The organism is Heyndrickxia coagulans 36D1, assembly GCF_000169195.2.
Lineage (GTDB): Bacteria > Bacillota > Bacilli > Bacillales > Bacillaceae_C > Weizmannia > Weizmannia faecalis.
Genome location: NC_016023.1, coordinates 2,491,413 through 2,513,750 on the forward strand (window position 1 = coordinate 2,491,413; position 22,338 = coordinate 2,513,750).

A 22,338-nucleotide genomic window follows, 5' to 3' on the forward strand; every position below is an offset into this window, starting at 1 on the left:
TATATTGCTGTAAAGCCTAGTTTTAGACGGTGATGGCAGAAAAAACAGCCGCTTGCGGATTCCGCACGGCTGTTTTTTCATGGGGCGCCAATTTGAAAATCGTGGTAAAATAAACTGCATAAGCATAAAGGATAAAAAGCGGCCGTATGAAACGGCATGACGAGATTACCCTCATGATGATAAGGGGACCAAATATGAACGAAATTTTACATATATACCATACAAATGATATCCACAGCCATTTTGAAAACTGGCCGAAAATCCGGCATTTTCTTGAGAGGAAACAGGCGCAGCATGCCCGGCAAAATGAAGAGATGCTGCTGTTTGACCTCGGCGACCACGTCGACAGATGGCATCCGTATACAGAAGGGACCATGGGCAAGGCAAATGTCCGGCTTTTAAATCAACTGGGGTACTTGGCTGCGACCATTGGAAATAATGAAGGGATTACGATGCCGCACGAGGCGCTAGACACATTGTATGAGGAAGCACAATTTGACGTGATTCTTGCCAACCTGTTCGATGAAAACGGGAAACGGCCGCAGTGGGCAGTGCCGCGGAAACTGTACACGACAAAAAGCGGTGTCAAAATCGGGGTAACCGGTGTGACAGCAGGATTTTATAAACTGTACCGGCTGCTGGGTTGGCAGCTTTCTAATCCACTGGAAGAACTAGGGAAACAAATGAATATTTTAAAAAAAGAGGCGGATATCCTCATCGTCTTATCGCATCTCGGCATTCATGAAGACCGCCTTATTGCAAAGCTGTACCCGGAAGTGGACCTTGTGTTGGGCGGGCATACGCACCATGTGTTGGCAAAAGGTGAACTGGACGGGCGGACGCTTCTTGCGGCAGCCGGCAAATACGGCTATTATATCGGGCATGTCAAGCTTGAAATCGATCCGGCTGCCAAAAAAATCGTCTATCAGTCAGCCCGTGCTTTACCGACCGGGAACTTCCAGGAACCGCCCGGAGAAGCGGCCGAGATTGAACATTATTATTTTGAAGGAAAAAAATTATTGAATCAAAAACTCGTGTATTTACCGGAAAAACTGGAATCGGACTGGTTCAAGGAAAACCGGCTTGCGGGCCTGCTTTGTGATGCGGTCATGGAATGGTGCGATGCCGATTGCGCATTTTTGAATGCCGGCCTTGTGCTTGACAGTCTGGAACACGGGCCGGTCACGAAATTTGATCTCCACCGGATTCTCCCGCATCCGATTAACCCGTGTCTGATCGAGCTGACGGGCGAAAAACTTCAGGAAGTACTTCTTTCAACGCTCGACCCGAAATGGCCGCATCTGGAGCTGAAGGGGCTCGGCTTCCGCGGGAAAATCATGGGCCGGTTTATTTACCGGAATATCGGTTTCAATCATGCTTTGCGGAAAATAGAGGTGGGGGGCAGGCCGCTGGAACCGGATCGTATCTACAGGCTTGGTACGATTGATATGTATACATTTGGCGACTTTTTCCCGCATATCCGGGAGGCGAAAATCCATTATTTTATGCCGGAATTTTTGCGTGATGTGATGGAATGGAAGTTATTGCAGGAATATGGTCAGTAGGATGAAATGCCCATGCGCAAAGCAATGTAGCAATGAATCAATGGCAGTTTCCTGGCTTCTTAGAAGCAGCGACGGTCAATGGAGTTTCCAAAGATCGAATTTGGGATGTAATATGGCAGCACATTGGCTGGCAGGCACTTTTCACCGCTCTTTTCATAAAATATGAAAGAAAGGGGCGGATGGAAATGGTAACCGTAACACCTGTTGAGATCGGGGGACATACGTTTATCGCGACAACTGTCCGGCTGCCGAAAACAACCTTGCTGGCCGTATCGTGCGACAAAGGCTATATTATGTGCGGCGCGCTCGATGTGGGCTTGTTGAATGATCAACTAAAGGACCGCCATATTATCGCCGGCAGGGCAGTCGGTGTGAAGACGATTGAACAATTGCTGGAAGCACCGCTCGAGTCGGTCACCCATGAAGCGGAAAAGATCGGGGTTACCGCCGGCATGATCGGGAAACAAGCATTGTTAAAAATGATTTAAACGTTCGATTAGGTTGAAGCACAAAAGATGATGTTGCATTCGTCCTTCCCGTGTGATGAAGGACAAAACGGAGTGCGAGGAGTGGCGAAATGTCCTTCATCGAGGTAATGAAAGACAAAACGCGTGCCGAGAACCGGCGAAATGTCCTTCATCAGGGCGATGAAAGACAAAACATGAGCCGAGAACCAGCGAAATGTCCTTCATCCAGATCATGAAAGACAAACCACTGTGCCTGAAAGCATAAAATGTCCTTCAGCACAACAATCCGGACCCACGCTTTTTAATATGATCATAATCCCCCTTATGCAGACATACATTTGCTTGCAGGGGGGATTTTTTATGCGAAAATTCCGCACCTCAAAACGGCGGGGACCCTTGCCGACGCGGTACGTGCTTTTGCTTTCCATCGCATTTTTTACGGTTACCACCATTATCAGCATTGTTATTATTGATGAAGGCATAAAACCTACTTTAATGCGGTACGCCGAGTCAGAAATGAAAAAAATCGCCTCATATGTCACGAACGAAGCGATCAAAGACCATGTGAGCGGCGGAAAAAACAGCAAGTTGGATACGATTGACCCGCGGGAATTGGCCGCCACCCAGTCTGAAATTGAAAACCAGATTACCCGCCAGTTTAAAGAAGTGGAAGAAGGAGACATTACGTCTCTTGAAGAAATATCAAACGACGGCATGCTCGGGAAAAAGAAAAAATCAGAACCTGAAATTTTTTCCGTTCCGCTCGGGAAAGTGACCAATATTGCTCTGCTCGGAAACATGGGTCCGGATATTCCCGTGACCTTTCAAATGGTGGGGGATGTTGAAAGCTCCAATATTAAAGTGAAAAAAGAAGAATATGGCATTAACAACGCATTTTTTTATATTTATGTTGAAATCAAAATCAAAATGCAGGTCATTATCCCGTTTGCATCGGATGTCATCACCTATACACATGATGTCCCGCTTGCAATGGGTAACTATAATGGCGATGTCCCGCAATTTTATAATGGAAACGGTGGCGGAGCGCAGCCGCTCATCGAACTGCCAAAAAACACGAAATAAAAAGCGCTGCGCTCGCTCCAGCGTTCCTTATTTCCGCTGTTTCTCAAGTAATTCCCATCTCTTTAAGGACGGGTAAGGATCAAAAGACCATTCGCTTCGGCCGTTGTCTTTGTATATGCCATAATGCAAATGCGGCGGAAATTTTCCGGATGTGCCGGGCGGGCCGTAACCGGTGCTGCCAACGCTGCCGATCAACATGCCCGGTTTGACGACTTGGCCGACATGTAAATTTTTTGCATAACCGCTTAAATGGGCAAAATAATGATACGAATTGTTTAAATCACGAATGCCAATGCGCCAGCCGCCGTACTTGTTCCACCCTTTCAATTCAATCACCCCGTAACAAGTCGCGCGTACCGGGACGCCATAATCGGCAAAAATATCCGTCCCTTCGTGGATACGGCGGCCACCCCAGCCGCGCCGGTCGCCCCATGTGCTCCGGTAGCTGTAATTGTATCCGGGCGGGATCGGGAACGCCTTGTCTGTCAGCTGAATGGTGCCGAATGTCTTGTAAATCTTCGCCTTTTCCGTGATCAGCTGTACGGCTTTATCCCGTTTGTAATAATGCCACAGCGCAATTTCAAAGTCATCATCATCCGTTCCATACCGCAACAAATACTCGCTCAGTGTAAAAAGCACGTCAAGATCATCGTTGCGGTCAGCTTTCCCATCCCCGTTCCCGTCCTTTCCGATCCCGCCGAAAAACGCAATCGAAAGCGGATGGGTATCATTGTGGTTCGGATTGGCAAGCCCGGACCATTTTTCAGGGGGAAAATAAATGGAAATAAGGCCGGCTGGTTTCGGTAGGTCGGAACGGACAAACCGGATGCTCCGTTCATACTGGTCGATGGCTGCCAAATTGTACCACGGAATCTGGGTAAATGCCTCCATATGCTGATAAAGTTCCATCCGTTTTTTGTACATTTCTTTATCGGATATTTCTTTTGCTTGGGCATGAAGGGCAGAAAATGAAAGCCCTGTTACAAGGCAGAAAAGCAAAACAAACCGCAATGCGAAAACCCTCTTTCTATCAATGTTGTCGAAACAGAAAAACCGCAATATGAAAATCCTCTTACGCTTATTGTGGAAAGAGAAGCGGATTTTCATCAATATTAAATATTGGAAAAACCGGTGGCGTTTTCTTTTCAAAAAAGGGACGAATGTGGTAAAGTGAGAGAGAACGAACCCGGTGGGAGAGATGGAAAATGAACAAACAGGAAGAGATTTTGCGGAAACCCGAATGGCTGAAAATCAAACTCAATACGAATGAAAATTATACCGGACTGAAGAAATTAATGCGTACGGAAAACTTACATACGGTTTGCGAAGAAGCGAGATGCCCGAATATCCATGAATGCTGGGGAACAAGGCGGACTGCGACTTTCATGATTCTGGGCGATACGTGCACACGCGCCTGCCGTTTTTGCGCCGTAAAAACCGGGCTGCCGTCCGAACTCGACTGGCAGGAACCGGAACGGGTTGCTGAATCGGTGAAAAAAATGAACTTAAAGCATGTGGTTGTGACGATGGTGGCTCGTGATGATTTGAAAGACGGCGGTGCAGCGGTGATGGCTGAAACGATCCGAGCGATCCGCCGCATGAACCCGTTTACCACCATTGAAGTGCTGCCTTCCGATTTGCAGGGCCGGTACGAAAGTTTAAAAACATTGATGGATGCAAAACCGGATATTTTAAACCACAATATTGAAACCGTCCGGAGGCTGACAAGAAGGGTCCGCGCCCGCGCCACGTACGACAGGTCGCTTGAATTTTTGCGGCGGGCAAAGGAAATGCAGCCGGAGATTCCGACTAAATCAAGCATTATGGTCGGCCTCGGCGAAACGATGGAAGAATTGGCGGAAGCGATGGATGACCTGCGCGCCAACGATGTGGACATCGTGACGTTCGGGCAATATTTACAGCCGACGAAAAAACATATGAAAGTGGTCAAATATTACCATCCAGATGAATTTGCCGAATTAAAAAGAATTGCACTTGAAAAAGGATTCAGCCACTGCGAATCCGGTCCGCTTGTCCGCTCTTCATACCATGCGGATGAACAGGTCAGTGCCGCTGCAAAAGCAAAGCATATTTTAGGGAACGTGGAACAGACGCAAAAAATTTGAGAAACGGGCTGCGCACTTTAATGGGCGCAGTTTTTCCGTTCAATGGGGCTGAAAAAATTTTTCGCGTTCCGCTTAGAATTTGGGCGGTTTTTCGTTATAATAAAATAAGGCAGGAAGGCACACGGGGAAAATGGAGGAATTGAAATTGGTCACCATCCACCGCCATACGTACGAGATTATTGCCAATTACCGGAATGGCTACAATGAAGAAGCATTCCGAAGCAGATATAGTGAAATACTGGAAAAGTACGACTATATTGTCGGCGACTGGGGTTACGGACAGCTGCGGCTGCGCGGTTTTTTTGATGACCGAAATCCGAAATCCACTTTTGACACCAGAATCAGTACACTCACGGAATATCTTTATGAATACTGCAATTTCGGCTGTGCCTATTTTGTCGCAAAGAAAATCGTTGCCAAATAAGTTTTGCCCGGCACCGCCATTTGATAAACTTTAGGCAGAAGGTGACAGGATGTATTTTGTCGATCGTGAAAAAATAAACGGGATATTGTCATTTATGGAAAAACGGCTTGCCTCGTTTCAAGCGCAGCCGGCCTGGCAGACGGAAATCGAAAAGGCTGCTTTGGAAAGAATTGCAGAAACCGTCATCGAATCGGTTCTGGATGTCGGAAACGCGATCATTGACGGGTTTATTATGCGCGATCCGGGGAGCTACGAAGACATCATTGACATTTTGGAAGATGAAAATGTGGTTTCCGCTGAATCGGCAAAGCAGCTGACGGCTGTCATCGCGCTCAGGAAGCAGCTTGTCCGGGGGTATATGGATCTGGATTACGGCACCCTTCAGGAAGTGCTTGCGGCTAATTTCAAGGCGCTTGAACGGTTTCCGGAAGATGTGCGCACTTACCTGGCAAACGAACTCGGCCCGGTCAACGCTTTTAAAGGGGAATAAGCAACGAAACAGAGAGGAATTTCAGCATGAAAAAGTATAAAGCCTATTTGATTGATTTGGACGGTACCATGTATCGCGGAACGGAAAAAATAGAAGAAGCCGGCGATTTTGTCAGCCGGTTGCAGGAAAAAGGGATTCCGTATTTATTTGTTACAAACAATTCTTCGAGAACACCGGCACAGGTTGCCGAAAAACTGCGCGGATTCGATATCCCGGCAAAAACGGAGCAGGTCTTTACGACATCCATGGCGACCGCCCGGTTTATTTATGATGAAAAGCCGGATGCTTCTGTATATGTGATTGGCGAAGAAGGCATCAAAACGGCCATCAAAGAAAAAGGTTTTACGATCACATCCGATCACCCCGATTATGTCGTGCTCGGCATTGACCGGGAGATTACTTACGAAAAGCTCGCCCTCGGCGCCATTGCGATCCGGAACGGGGCCAAATTTATTTCCACTAACGCCGATATTGCGCTTCCGACTGAACGCGGTCTGCTACCAGGAAACGGGGCTTTAACCTCGGTGCTTGCGGTTGCGACCCAAACCAAGCCGGTCTTTATCGGCAAACCGGAACCGATCATTACCGAGCAGGCGCTTGAATACCTCGGTTCGAAAAAAGAAGAGACGATCATGGTTGGGGACAATTACGATACCGATATTCTGGCGGGCATCCGCACGGGCATTGACACCCTGCTCGTCCATACCGGCATAACGACGAAGGAAATGTTGAAGACAAAAGAAATCCTGCCGACCTATACGGTTGATTCCCTTGACCAGTGGGAAGTGTGACAAGCGCGGGTGCAAATCAGGAAGGCTCCATATGCCCGCCTGTTGTAAAGTCCGATTTGTTTGGAAAACGAATATCGAAAAAAGGCAAGATACAAAAACGTATCTTGCCTTTTTTTCGTGTTTTTACGGCTGCACGTGCGCCACTCTGTGTGCGTGGCGGCTTGCGGCTGCAGCGGCAATGGCCCCGACAATATCATCGAGAAACGTGTTGCATGAGCCGTCGGAATGGTCGTTGAGCTTTGCCAAAATGCCCGGTTTTTGTTTGTCAATATAACCGTAGTTGGTAAAACCGATCGAACCGTACACGTTTACAATCGACAAAGCCATAATTTCATCAATACCATAAAGGGATTCATCGACCGCAATCGTGCTTTGCAGCGGTTCATCAAGCATCCCTTTTTCCGCCAGCACATCCAGCTGGATCCCGGTTAAAATGGCGTTTTGCACTTCTCGTTTGGAAAGAACGGCGTTGACACTTTCCATGCAATCCTCAAGCGTCATTTCCGGAAAGTATTTCTCTTGCAAATACAGGACGAGTTTCGCAATATCTTCCAATTCTACGCCCCGTTCTTTCAGCCGCTGCCTTGCAATTTGTTCTGACACATCCATATTTTTCTTGTTTTCCATGTTCTCACCTCAATTATTCGACATTTTCTTTAGCATGATCATTCTAATGGATTTTATGAGATCAAGCAAGAATACACGTTCCTTCACATATAATGTAGAAAGTGCAATGCATTTTTTGGGGAGGGAAGATGATGGCACAAGCCATTTTGAAAAAATATTACGGCATTGACGCCGGGCAGTCTTTTTTTGACGGAAAACAGGTCCGCTATGAAGCAAACGGTAATCTTTATACGCTCGTTCCCGTGACAAATGTTTCAGAAAATGTGCTTGTTGAATTATATGAAATGTCCCGGCACCTCGTGACGAATGGCGACCGCTATGCTTCCGCCTTTTATCCATCTAAAGAAAAGAAATTTCTCGTAACAGACGGGGATAGCGATTATGTTTTACTGGAAAACCGTTATAAAAAAGCGCCCGGAAATATGCGCACGGGCAGGAAACTTGCGAAATTCCACCTGCGCGGCCGCACGCTTTCCGCCACGATAACGGAAACAAACCGGATGGGCGAATGGAAAAATTACTGGGAAATGCGCCTTGAACAAATGGAAAAGGCATGGTACCGAACAGTAGAAGAGCACCCCGACCACCCGTTTGAACGCCTGTTTGCCGAAACGTTTCCCTATTACATGGGGCTTTGTGAAAATGCGATCCAGTATGTCGTCGATACGGAAATGGATGAGGCGCCTGGCCCGGGAGATGCCGGCACCATTTGCCATGAACGGTTTTCAAACGAAACGTGGGGCCGGAAATTTATCATCCACCACCCGTTTGACTGGGTGTTTGACCACGCAGGCAGGGATATTGCCGAGTGGATCCGCGCGCAGTATTTTAAGAAAACACACACGTTCCGCCCTGATGTCCGCGCGTTTTTGCAGCAATATGTTTCGCTTTCGCCGCTTTCGCCTTTTTCGTGGCGGCTCATTTTCGCGCGCCTGCTGTTTCCCCTTCACTATTTTGAATGTGTAGAAACCTATTTTCTCACCCGGTCCGAAAAAGAACAAAAAATGCATGAGGAACAGCTTTGGAAAATTGTACGGGGGGCAGAAGCATACGAAGCATTTCTGGCTGAATTTTATGAGCTCTCGGAAGTTCCGATAAGAAAATACAATATTCCCAGGGTGGCATGGCTCAAAGCCCGATAAAAAAGCGGCTCCTTGTAGAAAAGGCCGGCTAGTTTAAAACGCATCTCCGGTCAGGTTTCCGAATGAAGCCCGGCCCGTAGTGAAGGCAAGTGTGGATGTCAGGCATGGTGAGCATTTCAGAAAACCATTCACCATGCAGATATTCAATAAAAATGTGGCTCCTTGTAGAAAAGGACAGCAAGCACTTGAAACACATCTCGGGCCAGGTTTCGAATGCCGGGCCGGACCGTAGTGAAGGCAAGCACGGATGCGTGAATAACCAGAGAATCATCCCGTCCAAGTAAAATTTATTCCAGTAAAAAAGCGGTTCCTTGATAGGAAACCGCGTACTGCCCGTTAAAAAACCTGTTCTACTTCCATAACGCCGGGAACCTCTTCAAACAATGCGCGTTCTATCCCGGCTTTCAACGTGATCGTGGAACTCGGGCAGCTGCCGCATGCCCCTAAAAGGCGGAGTTTAACAATGCCGTCTTCCACGTCGATCAGCTCGCAATCGCCGCCATCACGGAGCAAAAACGGGCGCAATTTATCCAATACTTCCTGAACTTGTTCTGTAATTGTATCTGCAGGCATATGATCGCTCCTTTCTTACTTCTCATTATAAACAGGATTACAAGAAAAATCTATCATAAAAAAACGGGATATAGTGTTTTCCTTTTTGCAAGCTGTTGTGTACAATATGAATAAGAAATCCCCGGGAGAGGTGCGGGTTTGATGGAGAAAAAAGTGACGATTCAAGTTTACGGGGCGGAGCAAATATGCGCAAGCTGCGTTGGCGCGCCGTCTTCTAAAGATACATTCGAATGGCTCAAAGCAGCACTTTCGCGGAAATACCCGGGCCAGCCGTTTGACATCCAGTATATCGATATTTTTGCACCCGGTGATGATCAAAAAGTGCGTGCTTTTGCGCAAAAAGTGATGGATGAAGATCTGTTTTACCCGGTTGTTGTCATTGAAGGTGAGCCGGTGGCAGAAGGCAATCCAAGGCTAAAGAAAATTTATGCGGTCATGGAGCAGTACGGTTATATCCCGGAAAATGCGTTTGCAGCGCACGATTAAAAATTTTTCATTAAAAAACGTTTACAACACCGACTTTGTGGAATTTTTCGAGATGCACTGCAATTTTAAAATAAAGCAGCCCGCATTTTAAGACTGCCCGGCGCCCGGGAGATACGCAATCATTGTTTTGCACGGTGTAAATGGTTATAATCAAGGAAAGGAGGTTCGGAAAATGAGTGAAGTGATTCATCTTACAGAAGCAGCTGCGTTTCAAATTAAAGACATGATGGAGCAAAACGATGAGCAGGACGCATATTTTCGTGTGTCTGTAAACGGCGGGGGCTGCAGCGGCCTGTCGTACGGCCTGTCGCTTGACCACGAAATCAAAGAAGGCGATGCGGTCGGCGAACAGCACGGCATCCGGATTCTCGTCGATCATGAGAGCGCCCCGATTTTAACCGGCACGGTCATCGATTATAAGCAGTCGCTTTTAGGGGGCGGGTTCACGATCGATAATCCGAATGCGATTGTCACCTGCGGATGCGGCTCCTCATTTAAAACTAAAACAAAAGCCGGCACACCGGAAAAATGCTGAAGCATTTAAAGTGATGCTGCAAAAACAGGATATTTATACGCCAGCAAGGTTCCCATTTCATTGCAGCAGCGCAGGATATCCCGCCAATGACAGGCGGGGCTTTTGCGCTGCTGAATTGATTTAAGCTCCTTTTTGGCAAAGTCCCTTTCATTCGCAAGCCTCACAAAAATCTTTTCAAAAAATCCAGCCAGCGCCTGTCTTCCGGTTTTCTTCCTGTCCGGGCACGCCAATTTCCTTCGCTGTTTGTACATCCGCATTTATAAACGCCTTCCTTGCGCTAAAAAGCCACAACTTTTTACAAAGTCATTAAAAATAAAATACTTTTTCGTAAATATGTTTATTCATGGAAAAAAGGGTAGATATACCTTAGCTGCTCATTTGCCCGGATTTTTCGGAAAAAGGGGAAGGGAACTTGGTCCTTGCATAATGGGGGAGAAAGGAATGTCGAGGGGGAAGCTGCGTTATGTATTCCTTTACCCGCATTATACATAAAAAAACCGTACCCCGGGTTCGATAAAAAGTTAAGGAAATTCTGCGATTTATCAGCTGCAGAATGAAGATTGGAAAGGGGAAACTGCAGTGAAAAAATGGCATGTGCTGCTTGTTGTTCTGGCATTGGTATGGGGATTGGCTGCCTGCGGGAAATCAGATAAAAAAGCAGAAGCGGAAGGGGGATCTGCCAATAAAAACAAGTTAATTGAAGCTTCAATTACAGACGCGTCCTATGCCCTGTTGAAGGATGACGATGCGGATGTTTCGGAAGACGGTGAGAAAGACCTCCTGGCCGTTGACTTAAAGATCAAAAATGTGTCTTCGGATACGGTCCATATCTCTCCATATAGCAATATTAAATTATACGATGGCAACGAAGAAGTGAACATAGAAGAAGACATATACAGCACCCGGCTCGATATGGGCACTTCACGCGGCGGCAGTATCGGGGCGGGCAATGCAAAAAAAGATGACCGTACTGGTAAAAGTAAAAAAAGGCAAAACATATACATTGGGCATCCAGCCGTTTACGGAAAAAAGCGGGGATGACAGTGACGAGTTGAAACTTGCGCTAGATACCAAAAAATACAGTAAATCGTACGATTCCCTGCAGGACCCGGCAAAAGCGTTAAAGGCATATATAGACACCATTTATTTAAACAAGGACAATGCCGATTATGAAAAATATGTTTCAGAGAATAAGGAAGCTGTCCAGACAGATGCATATAAAACCTTTAAAAAAGCCTTTAACGACAATATTACCGATGATATATCAGATGCAGATATGAAAAAGTATTATGAAGCCTACAAATCGGCCGCTGCCGAAAAAGCGAAACTGGATGCGGAAGCCGTTGCGAGCTACAAAAATAAAGCGGTCGTAAAGCTGACCTATTCCACCATTTCTATGGACGATATTTCTGAAAAACCGGAAAAATATGCAGATGAATATTTGGATAACAGCGAAAATTACGATTCAGAAAAAACAAAAAATATGCCCTCTCCAAATTCGATTCCATTGTAAGTTCCATGGAATCAAAAGAAGCTGAAGACCCGGCAGAAGTTTCCATGGTGAAAAAAGACGGAAAATGGACGGTTTGGCAGGAGAATGACTATACAAATGAGCTGGAAGAAGCTTTTACAGGCGGAGAGGTGTATTAACCTATGGCGCAACTCACGAAACATAAATGGCTGATTGCCATAGCTGCAGCCGTGATTCTTGTACTTGCGGTTATACGGATCGCGCTCTCCCAGGCTTCAAAACCTGACCGGGTACTGGAAAAGTTCGAGAATGCGGTCAAAACAAAGGATACGAAGCAGCTGGAAGGGCTGATTGTTGCCGACAATCCGAATGCATTGGTGAACAATACTTCCCTTCAGGCCATGATCCGGTATTTAAAAACCAATGCAAACAGTTATCAGGTGATAAGAGATGGCATTCATAACCAAATAAAGGACGAAAATTACGCGGAAACGAACCAGCAAATCAGCCTCGTTCAAGACGGAAAGAAATGGGGATTTTTCCCCGACTATAAGCTGAAAGTGAAGACCGTCCACTTAAAAGTGACCGGGCAAAGCGACAACGACCAGCTTAATGTGTCAATCGGAAATATGAAAGTTCAGAAAAAAAGAAAGCCATACTTACGGCCCACTTTTGCCCGGAACTTACCAAACGAATGTAACGGTAAAAAACAGTTTGGGAACCTTTTTCCAAAAAGAGAAAAAGGATTTATGGGGAAATTCCGAAGTCAGCATGATTGTTGATGACAGCCGCCTTGCCCAAAAAAGCGAAAACGTACAAAAAGGGATTTTGGAGGCGATCCGCAAGTTCAACGAGGATCTAAGTGTATATACGACTTCCGGACTGGATGCCAATAAGCTTTCAAACGCGACCGATTCTTTTAAGGAAGACTTTTCACTTGAACAGGCGCAGTTTGAAGCCATTAAAGATTATGTAAATGAAGTGACTTCCCAGTATTTGGGTTCCGTCGTAAATATGGATGAACTGAGCATCAACCATTTTGATGCAGACTGGAAAGCGGAAATTGAAGCACTCGTTTCCTATAACGAAAAGATCAAATATACGGGAGAAAAAAATTATGAGGACTATTCCTACAAGACCCTCCGCAAATATACGCTTAAATATGACAAGAATTCAAAAAAATGGCTCGTGGATGATGCGGCAGACGCCAAAGCGGATGGATCAGAAAGCAGTGCATGGGAGAACAAAAAAGAACTGAAACAAAAAAATGCCCCCGTCCTGAAATGGATCCGGAGCGGCGATAAGAGCAATATTTAATCAAAAATCCCGGTTGGGCAGCCATCCGGGATTTTTGATTTTTCCTTATTCAAACAGCGAAGTGCTGTGCATCGGCTGGACGCGGGCTTTCGGGTCAAGATACGTTTTCGCGTTGCTGACCGCTGTGGTGGCTTCCCCGAACCCCGTTACGATTAACTTCACTTTACCTTCAAACGTGCAAACATCGCCGGCTGCGTAAACGCCTGGGATATTTGTTTCCATTTTGGAGTTGACGACAATGGAATTTTTTTGAATCTCAAGGCCCCAGTTTTTAATCGAGCCGAGTGACGAAATAAAGCCATAATTGCAGATAATGGCATCAATATCAAGCGCTTCTTTCGCATCGCCTTTTACTTCTTCAATCATAAGCCGGGAGATATTTTCCCCATCACCCATCACTTCGCTCGCGACAAACGGTGTTTTAATCTCAACGCGCGATTGCTTCAATTGTTCCACCGTACGTTCATGGGCACGAAATTTGTCCCGGCGGTGGATGAGCGTCACTTTTTCGGCAACCGGTTCCAGCATAAGCGCCCAGTCAACCGCGGAATCGCCGCCGCCAAGGATGGCAACACTTTTGCCGGCAAACTGGTCCATATCATTCACAAAATAAAACAGATTCTTTCCTTCGTATTGTGCAGCATTTTCAACTTCGAGGCGGCGCGGCTGGAATGCACCAACACCGGCAGTGATGATGACCGCTTTGGAATGGTGGATTTCTTTATCAGTTGTTAGCGTAAAAATGCCGTCTTCATTCTTTTCAAGCATTTCTGCGGACTGGCCCGTGCAGATCACCGGCTGGAACATGGAGGCCTGCTCTTCTAATTGATTTACAAGATCAGCCGCCTTCACTTTCGGAAAACCGGCGACATCGTATATATACTTTTCAGGGTAAAGCGCAGCCAGCTGCCCGCCAAGCTGTGGCAGACTTTCAATGATTTTTACGGACATTTTCCGTAATCCGGCGTAAAATGCTGTAAACAAGCCGGTCGGCCCGCCCCCGATAACGGTTATATCATAAACGGTTTGATCTTCCTTCAACGAAACCCCTCCAATACGCTTCATTCTCCTTCATCATAGCACATTTTGGGATAGGCGCACAGGCAAAAAAACTCTATGAGGCAAGGAGGTAGGTATTCATGCGTCCGGAAAAATTTCGTGGTGCGATGTGATATATTAGAATATTTTTATTATTATTTTAGTACAGTTTTCAATTGAAAATAGCGGGTAAAAAGCATATGATTGAAGTGGAGAATATGTATTTTTTGTGACAATTTGATGGAAATCATGTGACAAATTTGACGTGTCAATTATCGTGAATAAAATCACAAATAATGGATGATGTTGTCATACAGGCACCGGCCTGTCCAAAATAAAGAGATGGAAGTGAGAAAAATGGAGAAACCGAAAGTGGTGATACTAGGTGCCGGCTACGGCGGGCTCATGACCGTGACGCGGCTGCAAAAACAGCTTGTAAAAGGGGAAGCGGACATCACACTTGTGAACAAAAATGATTACCATTACGAAACAACATGGCTTCATGAAGCTTCCGCCGGCACATTGCACCATGACCGGGTCCGCTACCCGATTCAAAACGTCTTAAATAAGAATAAAGTGCAATTTAAGCAGGCGGAAGTCAAGCGGATAAAAAAAGACGCGAACACAGTTGAGTTAAAAGGCGGGGAAGTGTTACCATATGATTATCTCGTCATTGCACTTGGATCCAACGCGGAAACATTCGGAATCGAAGGCTTGAAAGAGCATACTTTTTCGATTACAGATGTAAGCGCTGCCCAAAAAATACGGGAACATATTGAGCGCCAGTTCGATGCCTATCGAAGGGAACTCGATAAAGATGACAACCGTCTCACCATTGTAGTCGGCGGTGCGGGTTTTACCGGCATCGAGTTTCTTGGCGAACTGGTGAACCGGATTCCGGCGCTTTGCAAAGAATACGGGATCCAGCGGGATAAAGTGCGGATCGTTTCGATTGAATCCAATCCTGTCGTCCTCCCGCAATTTGACCGCGAACTTGTCGATTATGCCCTTTCGTATTTGGAAAGCAAAGGTGTCGAGTTCCATATTGGTACGGCGGTTAAAAAAGCAACAAAAGATGGGGTATGGGCCTGCAAAAAAGGCGGAGAGCCATATGAAATCAAGGCAGGAACTGTCATCTGGTCCGCGGGTGTGCGCGGGAATACCGTGATTGATGCGTCCGGGTTTGAAACGGTGCGCGGCCGAGTGAAAGTCAATCCGGATTTGACCGTTCCGGGGCATGAGAATGTGTTTGTGATTGGGGACTGTGCGTTGATCATCAATAAGGACACAAACCGTCCGTACCCGCCAACAGCACAGATGGCCATGCAGCATGGAGAAATATGCGCACGGAACCTCCTGAAAAAGATCCGCGGTGAAGAAAGCCTTGAAGCTTTTACCTTTCATGACAAAGGCACTGTTTGCTCCCTTGGGGAAGACAATGCGATCGGCATTGTGTTTGGCAAAAAGCTGAAAGGCACTTCTGCTTCTGTTATGAAAAAAGTCGTGGATGATCGTGCCTTGTATATGATCGGCGGCACGAGGCTTGTTTTAAAGAAAGGAAAATTTAATTTTATATAGCAAAAATATCATCGCGTTATTTTTGACGAAATTCGGTTTTTTCAGTAAACTAGATGTATAACGGGGATGCGGAGGGGCTTATGAGTATACCGGTATTGATCATTTCGATGGTCCTTTTTCTTGTTTTGTTTTTCGGTATCGGTTTTATTGCCAATATGCTTTTGCGGATGACCTGGATTCTCTGTTTCATTTACCCGGTCATTGCGCTTTCGATGATTGACCGGATTACTTTTTCCCGGTATTTTACCGATCCCGGGACGGCTTTCCGGCAACTTGGGGAGCATCTTGCTTCCATCCATTTATCGGATGCCCTCGTGCTATCGAGCGGCCTTGCGGGGGCACTTTTGGCCGGTGTTGCGATAAAAGCGCTCCGGAAAAACGGATACCGGATGTTTTAAAACTGCCTTTGAGGCAGCTTTTTTTTGCCTTCAAATTGGAGGCGGACCGGCAAAAGCCGGCACAAATATTCCCGGATAAAGCGTTTAAAAAATGCACATCAACCAGCGCTTTTTGGAAGAGCCATTTTCAGAACAGAGAGTGGGCGGAATAAGTTGTCGCGAAAAAATGGCAGGCGGATCAGTCGTTTTTTTGCCAATATGCCCGCATATTTTGTAACGGCATGGGAAACAATAGCCCTAAGAGGAGTGAAACCAATTGAACATGAAAAAATGGATGATCCGCTTATTGATGGCCATTTTATTCATATGGGCAATGATTTCCACTTTCCAGGCGCTTTCGGGGATAAAAGCAGCAGCTGCAAAAGCGGCACCTGCTTCAACATTGGAAAAAGGATTGGCCGCTATTGCCGCGAGCCAGCCGCAGCCATCCCTTGATGCCTATGACTGGAGCAATTACCCGAAAAAGAAAGTGACAGCAACGGGGTATACGGCAGGGGCCGAATCGACCGGAAAAAGTCCCGATCATCCCGGCTACGGCATCACCTACTCCGGGGTGAAAGTGAAACGGGATTTATATTCAACGATTGCTGCCGATACATCCATTTTTCCAATCGGGACGGTCCTTTATATCCCAGGCTACGATTTCGGTGTTGTGGCCGATACAGGATCCGCCATAAAAGGGAACCGGCTCGATCTGTATTTTGAAACGGTTTCGGATGTTTACAAGAAATGGGGAAAACAGACGCTTGATGTGTATATTATTAAAATGGGGGACGGGTCCCTGACTGAAAAGGAACTGGCTGAACTGAACGAAAACAAAACGATGCAAGTGTTCCGGCAGCAATATATTAGACCGGAAACGGAAGAATAGCGCAAAATGCCGGTTGCGCTTTTTTTGTGCGTTTTTTTCAAGCGGACGGCTATAATGGAACAGAGGTGGTTGTATGTTTGAAATTTGTACAGGGGATCCGTTTGAATGCCGGGAAGACTGCCTTGTAATCGGCTTGCAGCAAGTTCCAAAAAAGTTTGACGGCTTGCTGGAAAAACTCGACAACCGTTTCGACGGGGAACTGACGGAACTGGTAAAATCCGGCGATCTATCCGCGCACGCCGGCAGCCTTTCTGTCATTCATACCCTCGGAAAACTGCCTGTAAAACGGCTTTTGTTTATCGGGCTTGGCAACCCGAAAAAAATCAGAAAAGAACATTTGAAAAGGATGTTTGGAAAAGCAGTGAAACACATCCTGAAAATGAGATGGGCTACGGCAGCGGTTTTTCTCGATACGTTTTGCGCCGGCACAATCAACGGGGAGGAAGCCGCGCAGTTGCTCGGTGAAGCCGCTCCCATGGCCGCATACCAGTTTGCCGGTTACAAAAGACAGCCGAATATTCCGGAAGTGCAGCTCGAAAAAGTAGCGGTTTACATCCGGGCTGCCGGGAAAAAACCGGAACCGGTGGAAAACGTCACAAATGTTCATTCCAGGGTTGCCGGGAAGGCTGAAACCCAACTGGAAAACGCAGATCATGTTAGTGGCCCCGGGAGACCGGAAAACGTCGAACATGTTAGTACCAACGGAAAAGCCGAGGCCCGACTGGAAAACGCCGAACACGTTCGTGTCAACGGAAAAGCAGGTGCACAACCGATTCAAAACGCCAATCCTCATTGGGGTGCTGCCGGGAAAGCAGAAGGCAGGTTGAGGAACGCCGAACAAGCGAGTGCTGCCGGAAAAACAGAAGGCCGGCTGGGAAATGCCAAGCATGTTAATGCCCCCAGGAAAGCAAAAGGCCGGCCGGGAAACGCAGAGCATGTTAATGTCGCTGGGGAAGCAGAGATCCGACCGGAGAACATTGGACATGCTGGTGCCGCCGGAAAAGCAAAAGGCCGGCCGGTTAAAAACGCCAGTCTTCAAACGGGTACATACCGTAATACCGATCTCCCCGGGGAAACAGTGGGCACTGCCCTGCACCGTGGGTACGTTTTTGGCAAAGGCGTGAATACGGCACGAACGCTTGTCAATACGCCGGTGAATATTTGGACACCGGTCCGTCTCGCGGAATACGCCGCATCACTTGCTGAAAAATACGCTTTTGAAGTGGAAATCCTTAAAAAAACGGAGATGGAAAAGCTTGGAATGGGGGCGATTTTGGCTGCGGCCGGGGAATCAAAAGAGCCGCCGAACATGATCGTGCTGAGATATGCGGGCGAACGAGAATGGGGCAATGTGCTTGCACTTGTCGGAACCGGCGCCGTGATCGATGGTTGCACACCCGGTGCAAATGTAGGCATGGCAGGGGCAGCAGCTATTCTGGGTGCCATGGAAGTGGTCGGGGAACGGAAACCGGCAAAAAACGTGGTGGCGGTACTTCCCGTAACCGGTAATCGCATAAACGGTACCACAGGGGGCGTTCCTGCAAACGATGGACAGGGTAAAATGCCTGTTGAAACGGGCACTGTCATCACGAGCATGAACGGTAAAACGATTGAAGTGCGGGATACCGGTGCCAGCGGGTTGCTGATGCTTGCAGATGCCGTAACGTATGCGAAACAATATGGTGCAAGTCAAATTGTAGATGTTGCAACCTTGACTGCGGACGTGATCCCGGCGCTCGGCCGCGATAAAACAGGCGCTGTCGCCAATTGTGATGCTTTTTTTGAACGGGTGCTGGAATCTGCAAAGGAAGCAGGCGAATTCATCTGGCGCTTCCCTGTAACGGAAGCGGACATAGAGAACGTACGAAGCAGCAAAATTGCCGATTTGAACGGTTGGCCGGGCAGCGAAGGCCGCGTGATCGAAAACGGGGCTTTTATCGGGGCGTTTGCGGAAGACACCCCGTGGGTCCATCTGGAAATGTCAGGAACCGCCATAACAGGGAAAGAAACCGATCTTGGCCCGGCCGGCGCAACCGGCGTAATGGTACGGACACTGGCCGTGCTGGCTGAGAAGATGGCAGAACAGGATTAAAATCGAGTAGGAGGCTAATGAATCATGATTAGCCTCCTACTCGATTCTTCATTTTTGCAGCCGTTCTTCCTGTTTCAACACACCGATTGTGATTTTAAATATGAGCGCCATGATGCATAACATCAGCACGCCTTTTTCAATAGGATAAAAAGTATCGAAGGTACCGATCGGATGGTAGATAGAGCTAATAAGGTCCCTCGTCATATAAAAATCAATGCCGGCGATGAAGACATAGAGGACCAGTGCGACAATCCCGGTCAGGAAAGCGATTTTCATGCGTGCCAATTCCTTTCATATTTTTTTCGGATCGAAACATACTAACAACAAGATACCTTCATCAGTAGTTTGCGCTCCGTTATAACCAGCCATGCACGGGCGAAAAGGAGGACCGGTATGCCATATTGGTGGAAAAAGCAGAGAAACGCTGCAAAAACTGATAACAAAAATGAAAAGAAAAGCGGGGGCGTGCAGAAAACACCTGTGCGCGGAGACGATACGAGCGGGACTGTAACGGATATCCCGTTTTTGACCATGGGCACCGATTTAAAAACGCGCCTCGGGCAGTTGAAAAAAACAACCGGGAACAGTTCCGACATTGTCATCCATCAAATCATGCTTGGAAGCGGCAATGATTTGCCGGCTGCCGTTATTTCCGTCGATGGCCTGGATGATCCGAAAATGATCAATGAAAACCTGCTTGAAGTCTTGATGGGCAATCCGGAAATCGACGGGTATTTGGGAAGTGAAAATATACTCGACAGCATCATGAAGCACGTCATTAAAATTGGCGGTGTAAAAAAGGTCATGAATTGGAATGACTTGTTTTCGGAGCTGTTGAGTGGCCAGTCCATTTTACTGATTGACGGGGTATACGGCGGATTAAGCATCAGCACAAGGGGCGGGCAACAGCGGGCGATTGAAGAGCCTGCAATCGAAGTGACTGTACGCGGGCCGCGTGATAGTTTTACTGAATCATTGCGCGTCAACACCTCATTGATCCGCAAACGGATTAAAGATCCGAATCTGTGGATTGAAAACTTTAAAATCGGGGAAGTGACCCGGACCGATGTTGCGCTCATGTACATAAAAGGAATCGCAAACGATAAAGTCCTTGAGGAAGCCCGTAAACGGTTAAACACGATTAAAATCGATGCCATTTTGGATTCGGGTTATATTGAACAGCTCATTGAAGATAAAACGTATACCATTTTTCCGACAATGCACCATTCGGAAAGGCCGGATGTCGTGGCAGCCAATTTATTGGAAGGCCGTTTTGCCATTGTTGTGGAGGGTTCGCCGTTCGTTTTGCTCGCACCTGCTGTTTTTATCCAATTTTTCCAGTCGGCGGATGACTATTATACACGGTTTGATATTGCGACAGCGATCCGCCTTTTGCGGGTGCTCAGCTACTTAATTTCGCTTGTTGGGCCTGCTGTATATGTCGCCGTGACCACTTTTCATCAGGAACTCATCCCGACACAGCTTGTTTTTGCACTTGCGGCGCAGCGGGAGACGATTCCTTTTCCGGCTGTTGTCGAGGCAATTGGGATGGAGATTGTATTTGAAATTCTGCGGGAAGCCGGACTCCGTCTGCCGCGCCCAATCGGCCAGACGGTTTCGATTGTCGGGGCGCTTGTTATCGGGCAGGCGGCAGTGCAGGCCGGGCTTGTTTCTCCCGCAATGGTCATTGTCGTCTCGATTACGGCTATTGCCAGTTTTGCCACCCCGTCTTTTTTCATTGCCATTTCAGCCAGATTATACCGTTTTGTTTTTATGTTTCTGGCGGCCACTTTCGGTTTTTATGGCATCATTATCGGGATGATTACGCTTGCTGTCCATTTGACCAGCTTGCGGTCATTCGGTGTGCCCTACATGGCGCCGATTGCCCCTTTCATCCGTTCCAACTCCCGTGATACGGTGATCCGGGCGCCGCTTTGGTCAATGAGCGCCAGGCCGCGGCTCTTCAGTCAGAAAAATATCATCCGCCAGGCCGAAAACCAGAAGCCGATGCCGCCGAAACAAAAAAGTGTGAAAAATGGGGAGCAACCATGAGAAGAAGACGATGGAAAACAGCCGTTGCACTTTTTACGGCATCTTTTTTGCTGGCAGGCTGCTGGAGCCATAAAGAATTAACGGATATTGCTTTTGTAAGCGCCATCGGCATTGACCGGCTTGAAAACGGGAATTATTTGCTGACCTATCAAATTGTCAATTCCTTAAATATTCCAAGCGGCATGCAAACAAGCGGCGGGCAGGGTCCTCCTGTTACCATCTATCAGACGGAAGGCAAAACGATTGAGGAAGCCATTCTCGCTTCAGACCAGGAAATTTCCAGGAGACTATATTTTTCTCATACAAACGTTCTCTTGATTGGCAGAAACTTGGCGGAAAATGGCATCTATCCGGTTATTGATACTTTTGACAGGCGTAAAGAATTCCGCAATACTGCTTCCGTTCTGATTGCCCGCAAAGGTAAGGCGGAAGATATTCTTCAGGTGATGACGCCGATTGACCATATTCCGACCAATAAAATCAATAAAACATTGGAAGATGCGGAAGAAAATGTCGGTGGGCGAATAAAAACAGATGTTTCCGATATCTTATATGACTTTACAACGGAAGGAAAAGAAGCGGTAGTGGGAAGCTTCAAGCTGATGGGGGATCCGAAAAAAGGAGGAAAGCAGGAAAGCCAGAATCAAACAAAACTGGACGCATACTTAACGAGCGGCGGAATCGGGATCTTAAAACATGGAAAATTGATTGACTGGGTAGGCGGACAGGATGCCCGTACGATTACATGGCTATTGAAAAAAACAAAAATGACGTCGCTTGAAATAGACTGGGCACATCATCCGCGTGCGCTCGGGCTGCAGGTAAGAAAAACGATTATCGGAATGAAACCGGTTATGAAAAACGGGAAGCCGGAAATGCATATTCACATTCGCCTTGCAGGTCAGCTACAAGAAGTCGATGTGCCGCTTGATGTAATGGATTCCAAGGAAATGGCCCGGATTGAAAAAGCATACGAAAAAAATGTGGAGCAGCAAATCAACAAAGGCATCCGACATATGCAGCGCGAGCAATGTGATGTGTTCGGCTTCGGGGAAATGATTTACCGCCAGTACCCGAAAGAGTGGCACAGTTTAAAGCATCATTGGAATGAAAATGGTTTTGCCCATTTAAAAGTGAAAGTGCATGCAAACGTCGTCATCGCCAATTCTGGAATACGGACAAATCCATTCCATTCAAATTTAAAATAACAGG

At 47.0% G+C, this 22,338-nt stretch carries 26 protein-coding genes; 21 read left to right on the forward strand and 5 right to left on the reverse strand.

Annotation, left to right across the window (positions count from 1 at the left end):
- Positions 1-194 precede the first annotated feature (194 nt).
- The 3 genes from BCOA_RS28915 (at position 195) to yunB (ending at position 3,115) form a co-directional block, all read left to right on the forward strand.
- Positions 195-1,565 carry a bifunctional metallophosphatase/5'-nucleotidase gene (locus BCOA_RS28915; protein WP_026104669.1) on the forward strand — a complete coding sequence of 457 codons (1,371 nt, stop codon included), beginning with the start codon at positions 195-197 and terminating at the stop codon, positions 1,563-1,565.
- Between the two features lie 185 nt (positions 1,566-1,750).
- Complete coding sequence (locus BCOA_RS28920; protein ID WP_014097532.1) at positions 1,751-2,053, forward strand: YunC family protein; 303 nt, start codon at positions 1,751-1,753, stop codon at positions 2,051-2,053.
- Positions 2,054-2,428: 375 nt separating this feature from the next.
- The gene (yunB, locus tag BCOA_RS28925) at positions 2,429-3,115 is read left to right on the forward strand and encodes a sporulation protein YunB (RefSeq protein WP_258434701.1); all 687 of its coding nucleotides are present in this window, start codon (positions 2,429-2,431) and stop codon (positions 3,113-3,115) included.
- Positions 3,116-3,142: 27 nt separating this feature from the next.
- Here yunB and BCOA_RS28930 read toward each other — a convergent pair whose 3' ends face one another.
- The gene (locus tag BCOA_RS28930; protein WP_014097534.1) at positions 3,143-4,126 is read right to left on the reverse strand and encodes a M23 family metallopeptidase; all 984 of its coding nucleotides are present in this window, start codon (positions 4,124-4,126) and stop codon (positions 3,143-3,145) included.
- A gap of 194 nt (positions 4,127-4,320) precedes the next feature.
- Here BCOA_RS28930 and lipA point away from each other — a divergent pair, with 194 nt between their 5' ends.
- From lipA to BCOA_RS28950, 4 genes are all read left to right on the forward strand, one after another.
- Positions 4,321-5,241 carry a lipoyl synthase gene (gene lipA, locus BCOA_RS28935; protein ID WP_014097535.1) on the forward strand — a complete coding sequence of 307 codons (921 nt, stop codon included), beginning with the start codon at positions 4,321-4,323 and terminating at the stop codon, positions 5,239-5,241.
- Between the two features lie 130 nt (positions 5,242-5,371).
- Positions 5,372-5,665: a YutD family protein gene (locus tag BCOA_RS28940; protein ID WP_017552020.1), complete on the forward strand. Its 294-nt coding sequence runs from the start codon at positions 5,372-5,374 to the stop codon at positions 5,663-5,665.
- 49 nt (positions 5,666-5,714) lie between these two features.
- The gene (locus tag BCOA_RS28945; RefSeq protein ID WP_014097537.1) at positions 5,715-6,155 is read left to right on the forward strand and encodes a DUF86 domain-containing protein; all 441 of its coding nucleotides are present in this window, start codon (positions 5,715-5,717) and stop codon (positions 6,153-6,155) included.
- 26 nt (positions 6,156-6,181) lie between these two features.
- Positions 6,182-6,946, forward strand: coding sequence for a TIGR01457 family HAD-type hydrolase (locus BCOA_RS28950; protein ID WP_014097538.1), 765 nt, complete (start codon positions 6,182-6,184; stop codon positions 6,944-6,946).
- Between the two features lie 123 nt (positions 6,947-7,069).
- On the opposite strand, the gene BCOA_RS28955 is transcribed toward BCOA_RS28950, so the two are convergent.
- Complete coding sequence (locus BCOA_RS28955) at positions 7,070-7,573, reverse strand: phosphatidylglycerophosphatase A family protein (RefSeq protein ID WP_014097539.1); 504 nt, start codon at positions 7,571-7,573, stop codon at positions 7,070-7,072.
- Positions 7,574-7,704: 131 nt separating this feature from the next.
- Here BCOA_RS28955 and yutH point away from each other — a divergent pair, with 131 nt between their 5' ends.
- Positions 7,705-8,715 carry a spore coat putative kinase YutH gene (gene yutH / locus BCOA_RS28960; RefSeq protein ID WP_014097540.1) on the forward strand — a complete coding sequence of 337 codons (1,011 nt, stop codon included), beginning with the start codon at positions 7,705-7,707 and terminating at the stop codon, positions 8,713-8,715.
- A 336-nt stretch (positions 8,716-9,051) separates the two neighbouring features.
- Here the strand turns inward: yutH and BCOA_RS28970 are convergent, their stop codons facing one another.
- Positions 9,052-9,288, reverse strand: a complete 237-nt coding sequence (locus BCOA_RS28970) for a NifU family protein (protein ID WP_014097541.1) — start codon at positions 9,286-9,288, stop codon at positions 9,052-9,054.
- 141 nt (positions 9,289-9,429) lie between these two features.
- Here BCOA_RS28970 and BCOA_RS28975 point away from each other — a divergent pair, with 141 nt between their 5' ends.
- The 7 genes from BCOA_RS28975 (at position 9,430) to BCOA_RS29000 (ending at position 13,097) form a co-directional block, all read left to right on the forward strand.
- Positions 9,430-9,774 (forward strand): YuzD family protein, encoded by a 345-nt coding sequence (locus BCOA_RS28975; RefSeq protein ID WP_014097542.1) that lies wholly within the window; start codon positions 9,430-9,432, stop codon positions 9,772-9,774.
- A 172-nt stretch (positions 9,775-9,946) separates the two neighbouring features.
- Positions 9,947-10,309, forward strand: a complete 363-nt coding sequence (locus BCOA_RS28980; protein WP_013860122.1) for a HesB/IscA family protein — start codon at positions 9,947-9,949, stop codon at positions 10,307-10,309.
- A gap of 579 nt (positions 10,310-10,888) precedes the next feature.
- Positions 10,889-11,350, forward strand: coding sequence for a DUF4352 domain-containing protein (locus BCOA_RS34435; protein ID WP_017552023.1), 462 nt, complete (start codon positions 10,889-10,891; stop codon positions 11,348-11,350).
- Positions 11,259-11,822, forward strand: coding sequence for a DUF5105 domain-containing protein (locus BCOA_RS34440; RefSeq protein WP_080564924.1), 564 nt, complete (start codon positions 11,259-11,261; stop codon positions 11,820-11,822). Before BCOA_RS34435 ends, BCOA_RS34440 begins: the two co-directional genes overlap by 92 nt.
- Before the next feature lie 5 nt (positions 11,823-11,827).
- Positions 11,828-11,959 carry a hypothetical protein gene (locus BCOA_RS35620; RefSeq protein WP_017552025.1) on the forward strand — a complete coding sequence of 44 codons (132 nt, stop codon included), beginning with the start codon at positions 11,828-11,830 and terminating at the stop codon, positions 11,957-11,959.
- Between the two features lie 3 nt (positions 11,960-11,962).
- Complete coding sequence (locus BCOA_RS28995; RefSeq protein ID WP_014097543.1) at positions 11,963-12,562, forward strand: TcaA second domain-containing protein; 600 nt, start codon at positions 11,963-11,965, stop codon at positions 12,560-12,562.
- On the forward strand, positions 12,552-13,097 hold the full coding sequence (locus BCOA_RS29000; RefSeq protein WP_014097544.1) for a hypothetical protein: 546 nt from the start codon (positions 12,552-12,554) through the stop codon (positions 13,095-13,097). Before BCOA_RS28995 ends, BCOA_RS29000 begins: the two co-directional genes overlap by 11 nt.
- A 45-nt stretch (positions 13,098-13,142) precedes the next feature.
- On the opposite strand, the gene BCOA_RS29005 is transcribed toward BCOA_RS29000, so the two are convergent.
- Positions 13,143-14,138 (reverse strand): NAD(P)/FAD-dependent oxidoreductase, encoded by a 996-nt coding sequence (locus BCOA_RS29005; protein WP_014097545.1) that lies wholly within the window; start codon positions 14,136-14,138, stop codon positions 13,143-13,145.
- Between the two features lie 354 nt (positions 14,139-14,492).
- Here BCOA_RS29005 and BCOA_RS29010 point away from each other — a divergent pair, with 354 nt between their 5' ends.
- The 4 genes from BCOA_RS29010 (at position 14,493) to BCOA_RS29025 (ending at position 19,074) form a co-directional block, all read left to right on the forward strand.
- Positions 14,493-15,713 carry an NAD(P)/FAD-dependent oxidoreductase gene (locus BCOA_RS29010; RefSeq protein ID WP_017552026.1) on the forward strand — a complete coding sequence of 407 codons (1,221 nt, stop codon included), beginning with the start codon at positions 14,493-14,495 and terminating at the stop codon, positions 15,711-15,713.
- An 80-nt stretch (positions 15,714-15,793) separates the two neighbouring features.
- A complete protein-coding gene (locus BCOA_RS29015; RefSeq protein WP_014097547.1) occupies positions 15,794-16,111 on the forward strand; it encodes a YuiB family protein in 318 nt (105 codons plus the stop codon).
- A gap of 256 nt (positions 16,112-16,367) precedes the next feature.
- Positions 16,368-16,982 carry a 3D domain-containing protein gene (locus BCOA_RS29020; RefSeq protein WP_014097548.1) on the forward strand — a complete coding sequence of 205 codons (615 nt, stop codon included), beginning with the start codon at positions 16,368-16,370 and terminating at the stop codon, positions 16,980-16,982.
- Positions 16,983-17,055: 73 nt separating this feature from the next.
- A complete protein-coding gene (locus BCOA_RS29025) occupies positions 17,056-19,074 on the forward strand; it encodes a leucyl aminopeptidase family protein (RefSeq protein ID WP_014097549.1) in 2,019 nt (672 codons plus the stop codon).
- Between the two features lie 48 nt (positions 19,075-19,122).
- Here BCOA_RS29025 and BCOA_RS29030 read toward each other — a convergent pair whose 3' ends face one another.
- The gene (locus tag BCOA_RS29030; RefSeq protein ID WP_014097550.1) at positions 19,123-19,350 is read right to left on the reverse strand and encodes a hypothetical protein; all 228 of its coding nucleotides are present in this window, start codon (positions 19,348-19,350) and stop codon (positions 19,123-19,125) included.
- 117 nt (positions 19,351-19,467) lie between these two features.
- Between BCOA_RS29030 and BCOA_RS29035 the strand changes: the two genes are divergently transcribed.
- Entirely contained in the window at positions 19,468-21,126 is a 1,659-nt protein-coding gene (locus BCOA_RS29035; protein WP_014097551.1) for a spore germination protein, read from the forward strand.
- Entirely contained in the window at positions 21,123-22,334 is a 1,212-nt protein-coding gene (locus tag BCOA_RS29040; RefSeq protein WP_014097552.1) for a Ger(x)C family spore germination protein, read from the forward strand. The genes BCOA_RS29035 and BCOA_RS29040 overlap by 4 nt, the downstream gene beginning before the upstream one ends.
- Positions 22,335-22,338 lie beyond the last annotated feature (4 nt).

Bases quoted from the DNA above. Each gene is read 5' to 3' on its own strand.
- BCOA_RS28915 (WP_026104669.1), top strand. From the start codon at position 195: ATGAACGAAATTTTACATATATACCATACAAATGATATCCACAGCCAT.
- BCOA_RS28920 (WP_014097532.1), top strand. From the start codon at position 1,751: ATGGTAACCGTAACACCTGTTGAGATCGGGGGACATACGTTTATCGCG.
- lipA (WP_014097535.1), top strand. From the start codon at position 4,321: ATGAACAAACAGGAAGAGATTTTGCGGAAACCCGAATGGCTGAAAATC.
- BCOA_RS28940 (WP_017552020.1), top strand. From the start codon at position 5,372: ATGGAGGAATTGAAATTGGTCACCATCCACCGCCATACGTACGAGATT.
- BCOA_RS28945 (WP_014097537.1), top strand. From the start codon at position 5,715: ATGTATTTTGTCGATCGTGAAAAAATAAACGGGATATTGTCATTTATG.
- BCOA_RS28950 (WP_014097538.1), top strand. From the start codon at position 6,182: ATGAAAAAGTATAAAGCCTATTTGATTGATTTGGACGGTACCATGTAT.
- BCOA_RS28955 (WP_014097539.1), bottom strand. From the start codon at position 7,573: ATGGAAAACAAGAAAAATATGGATGTGTCAGAACAAATTGCAAGGCAG.
- yutH (WP_014097540.1), top strand. From the start codon at position 7,705: ATGGCACAAGCCATTTTGAAAAAATATTACGGCATTGACGCCGGGCAG.
- BCOA_RS28970 (WP_014097541.1), bottom strand. From the start codon at position 9,288: ATGCCTGCAGATACAATTACAGAACAAGTTCAGGAAGTATTGGATAAA.
- BCOA_RS28975 (WP_014097542.1), top strand. From the start codon at position 9,430: ATGGAGAAAAAAGTGACGATTCAAGTTTACGGGGCGGAGCAAATATGC.
- BCOA_RS28980 (WP_013860122.1), top strand. From the start codon at position 9,947: ATGAGTGAAGTGATTCATCTTACAGAAGCAGCTGCGTTTCAAATTAAA.
- BCOA_RS34440 (WP_080564924.1), top strand. From the start codon at position 11,259: ATGCAAAAAAAGATGACCGTACTGGTAAAAGTAAAAAAAGGCAAAACA.
- BCOA_RS35620 (WP_017552025.1), top strand. From the start codon at position 11,828: ATGGAATCAAAAGAAGCTGAAGACCCGGCAGAAGTTTCCATGGTGAAA.
- BCOA_RS28995 (WP_014097543.1), top strand. From the start codon at position 11,963: ATGGCGCAACTCACGAAACATAAATGGCTGATTGCCATAGCTGCAGCC.
- BCOA_RS29000 (WP_014097544.1), top strand. From the start codon at position 12,552: ATGATTGTTGATGACAGCCGCCTTGCCCAAAAAAGCGAAAACGTACAA.
- BCOA_RS29010 (WP_017552026.1), top strand. From the start codon at position 14,493: ATGGAGAAACCGAAAGTGGTGATACTAGGTGCCGGCTACGGCGGGCTC.
- BCOA_RS29015 (WP_014097547.1), top strand. From the start codon at position 15,794: ATGAGTATACCGGTATTGATCATTTCGATGGTCCTTTTTCTTGTTTTG.
- BCOA_RS29025 (WP_014097549.1), top strand. From the start codon at position 17,056: ATGTTTGAAATTTGTACAGGGGATCCGTTTGAATGCCGGGAAGACTGC.
- BCOA_RS29030 (WP_014097550.1), bottom strand. From the start codon at position 19,350: ATGAAAATCGCTTTCCTGACCGGGATTGTCGCACTGGTCCTCTATGTC.
- BCOA_RS29035 (WP_014097551.1), top strand. From the start codon at position 19,468: ATGCCATATTGGTGGAAAAAGCAGAGAAACGCTGCAAAAACTGATAAC.
- BCOA_RS29040 (WP_014097552.1), top strand. From the start codon at position 21,123: ATGAGAAGAAGACGATGGAAAACAGCCGTTGCACTTTTTACGGCATCT.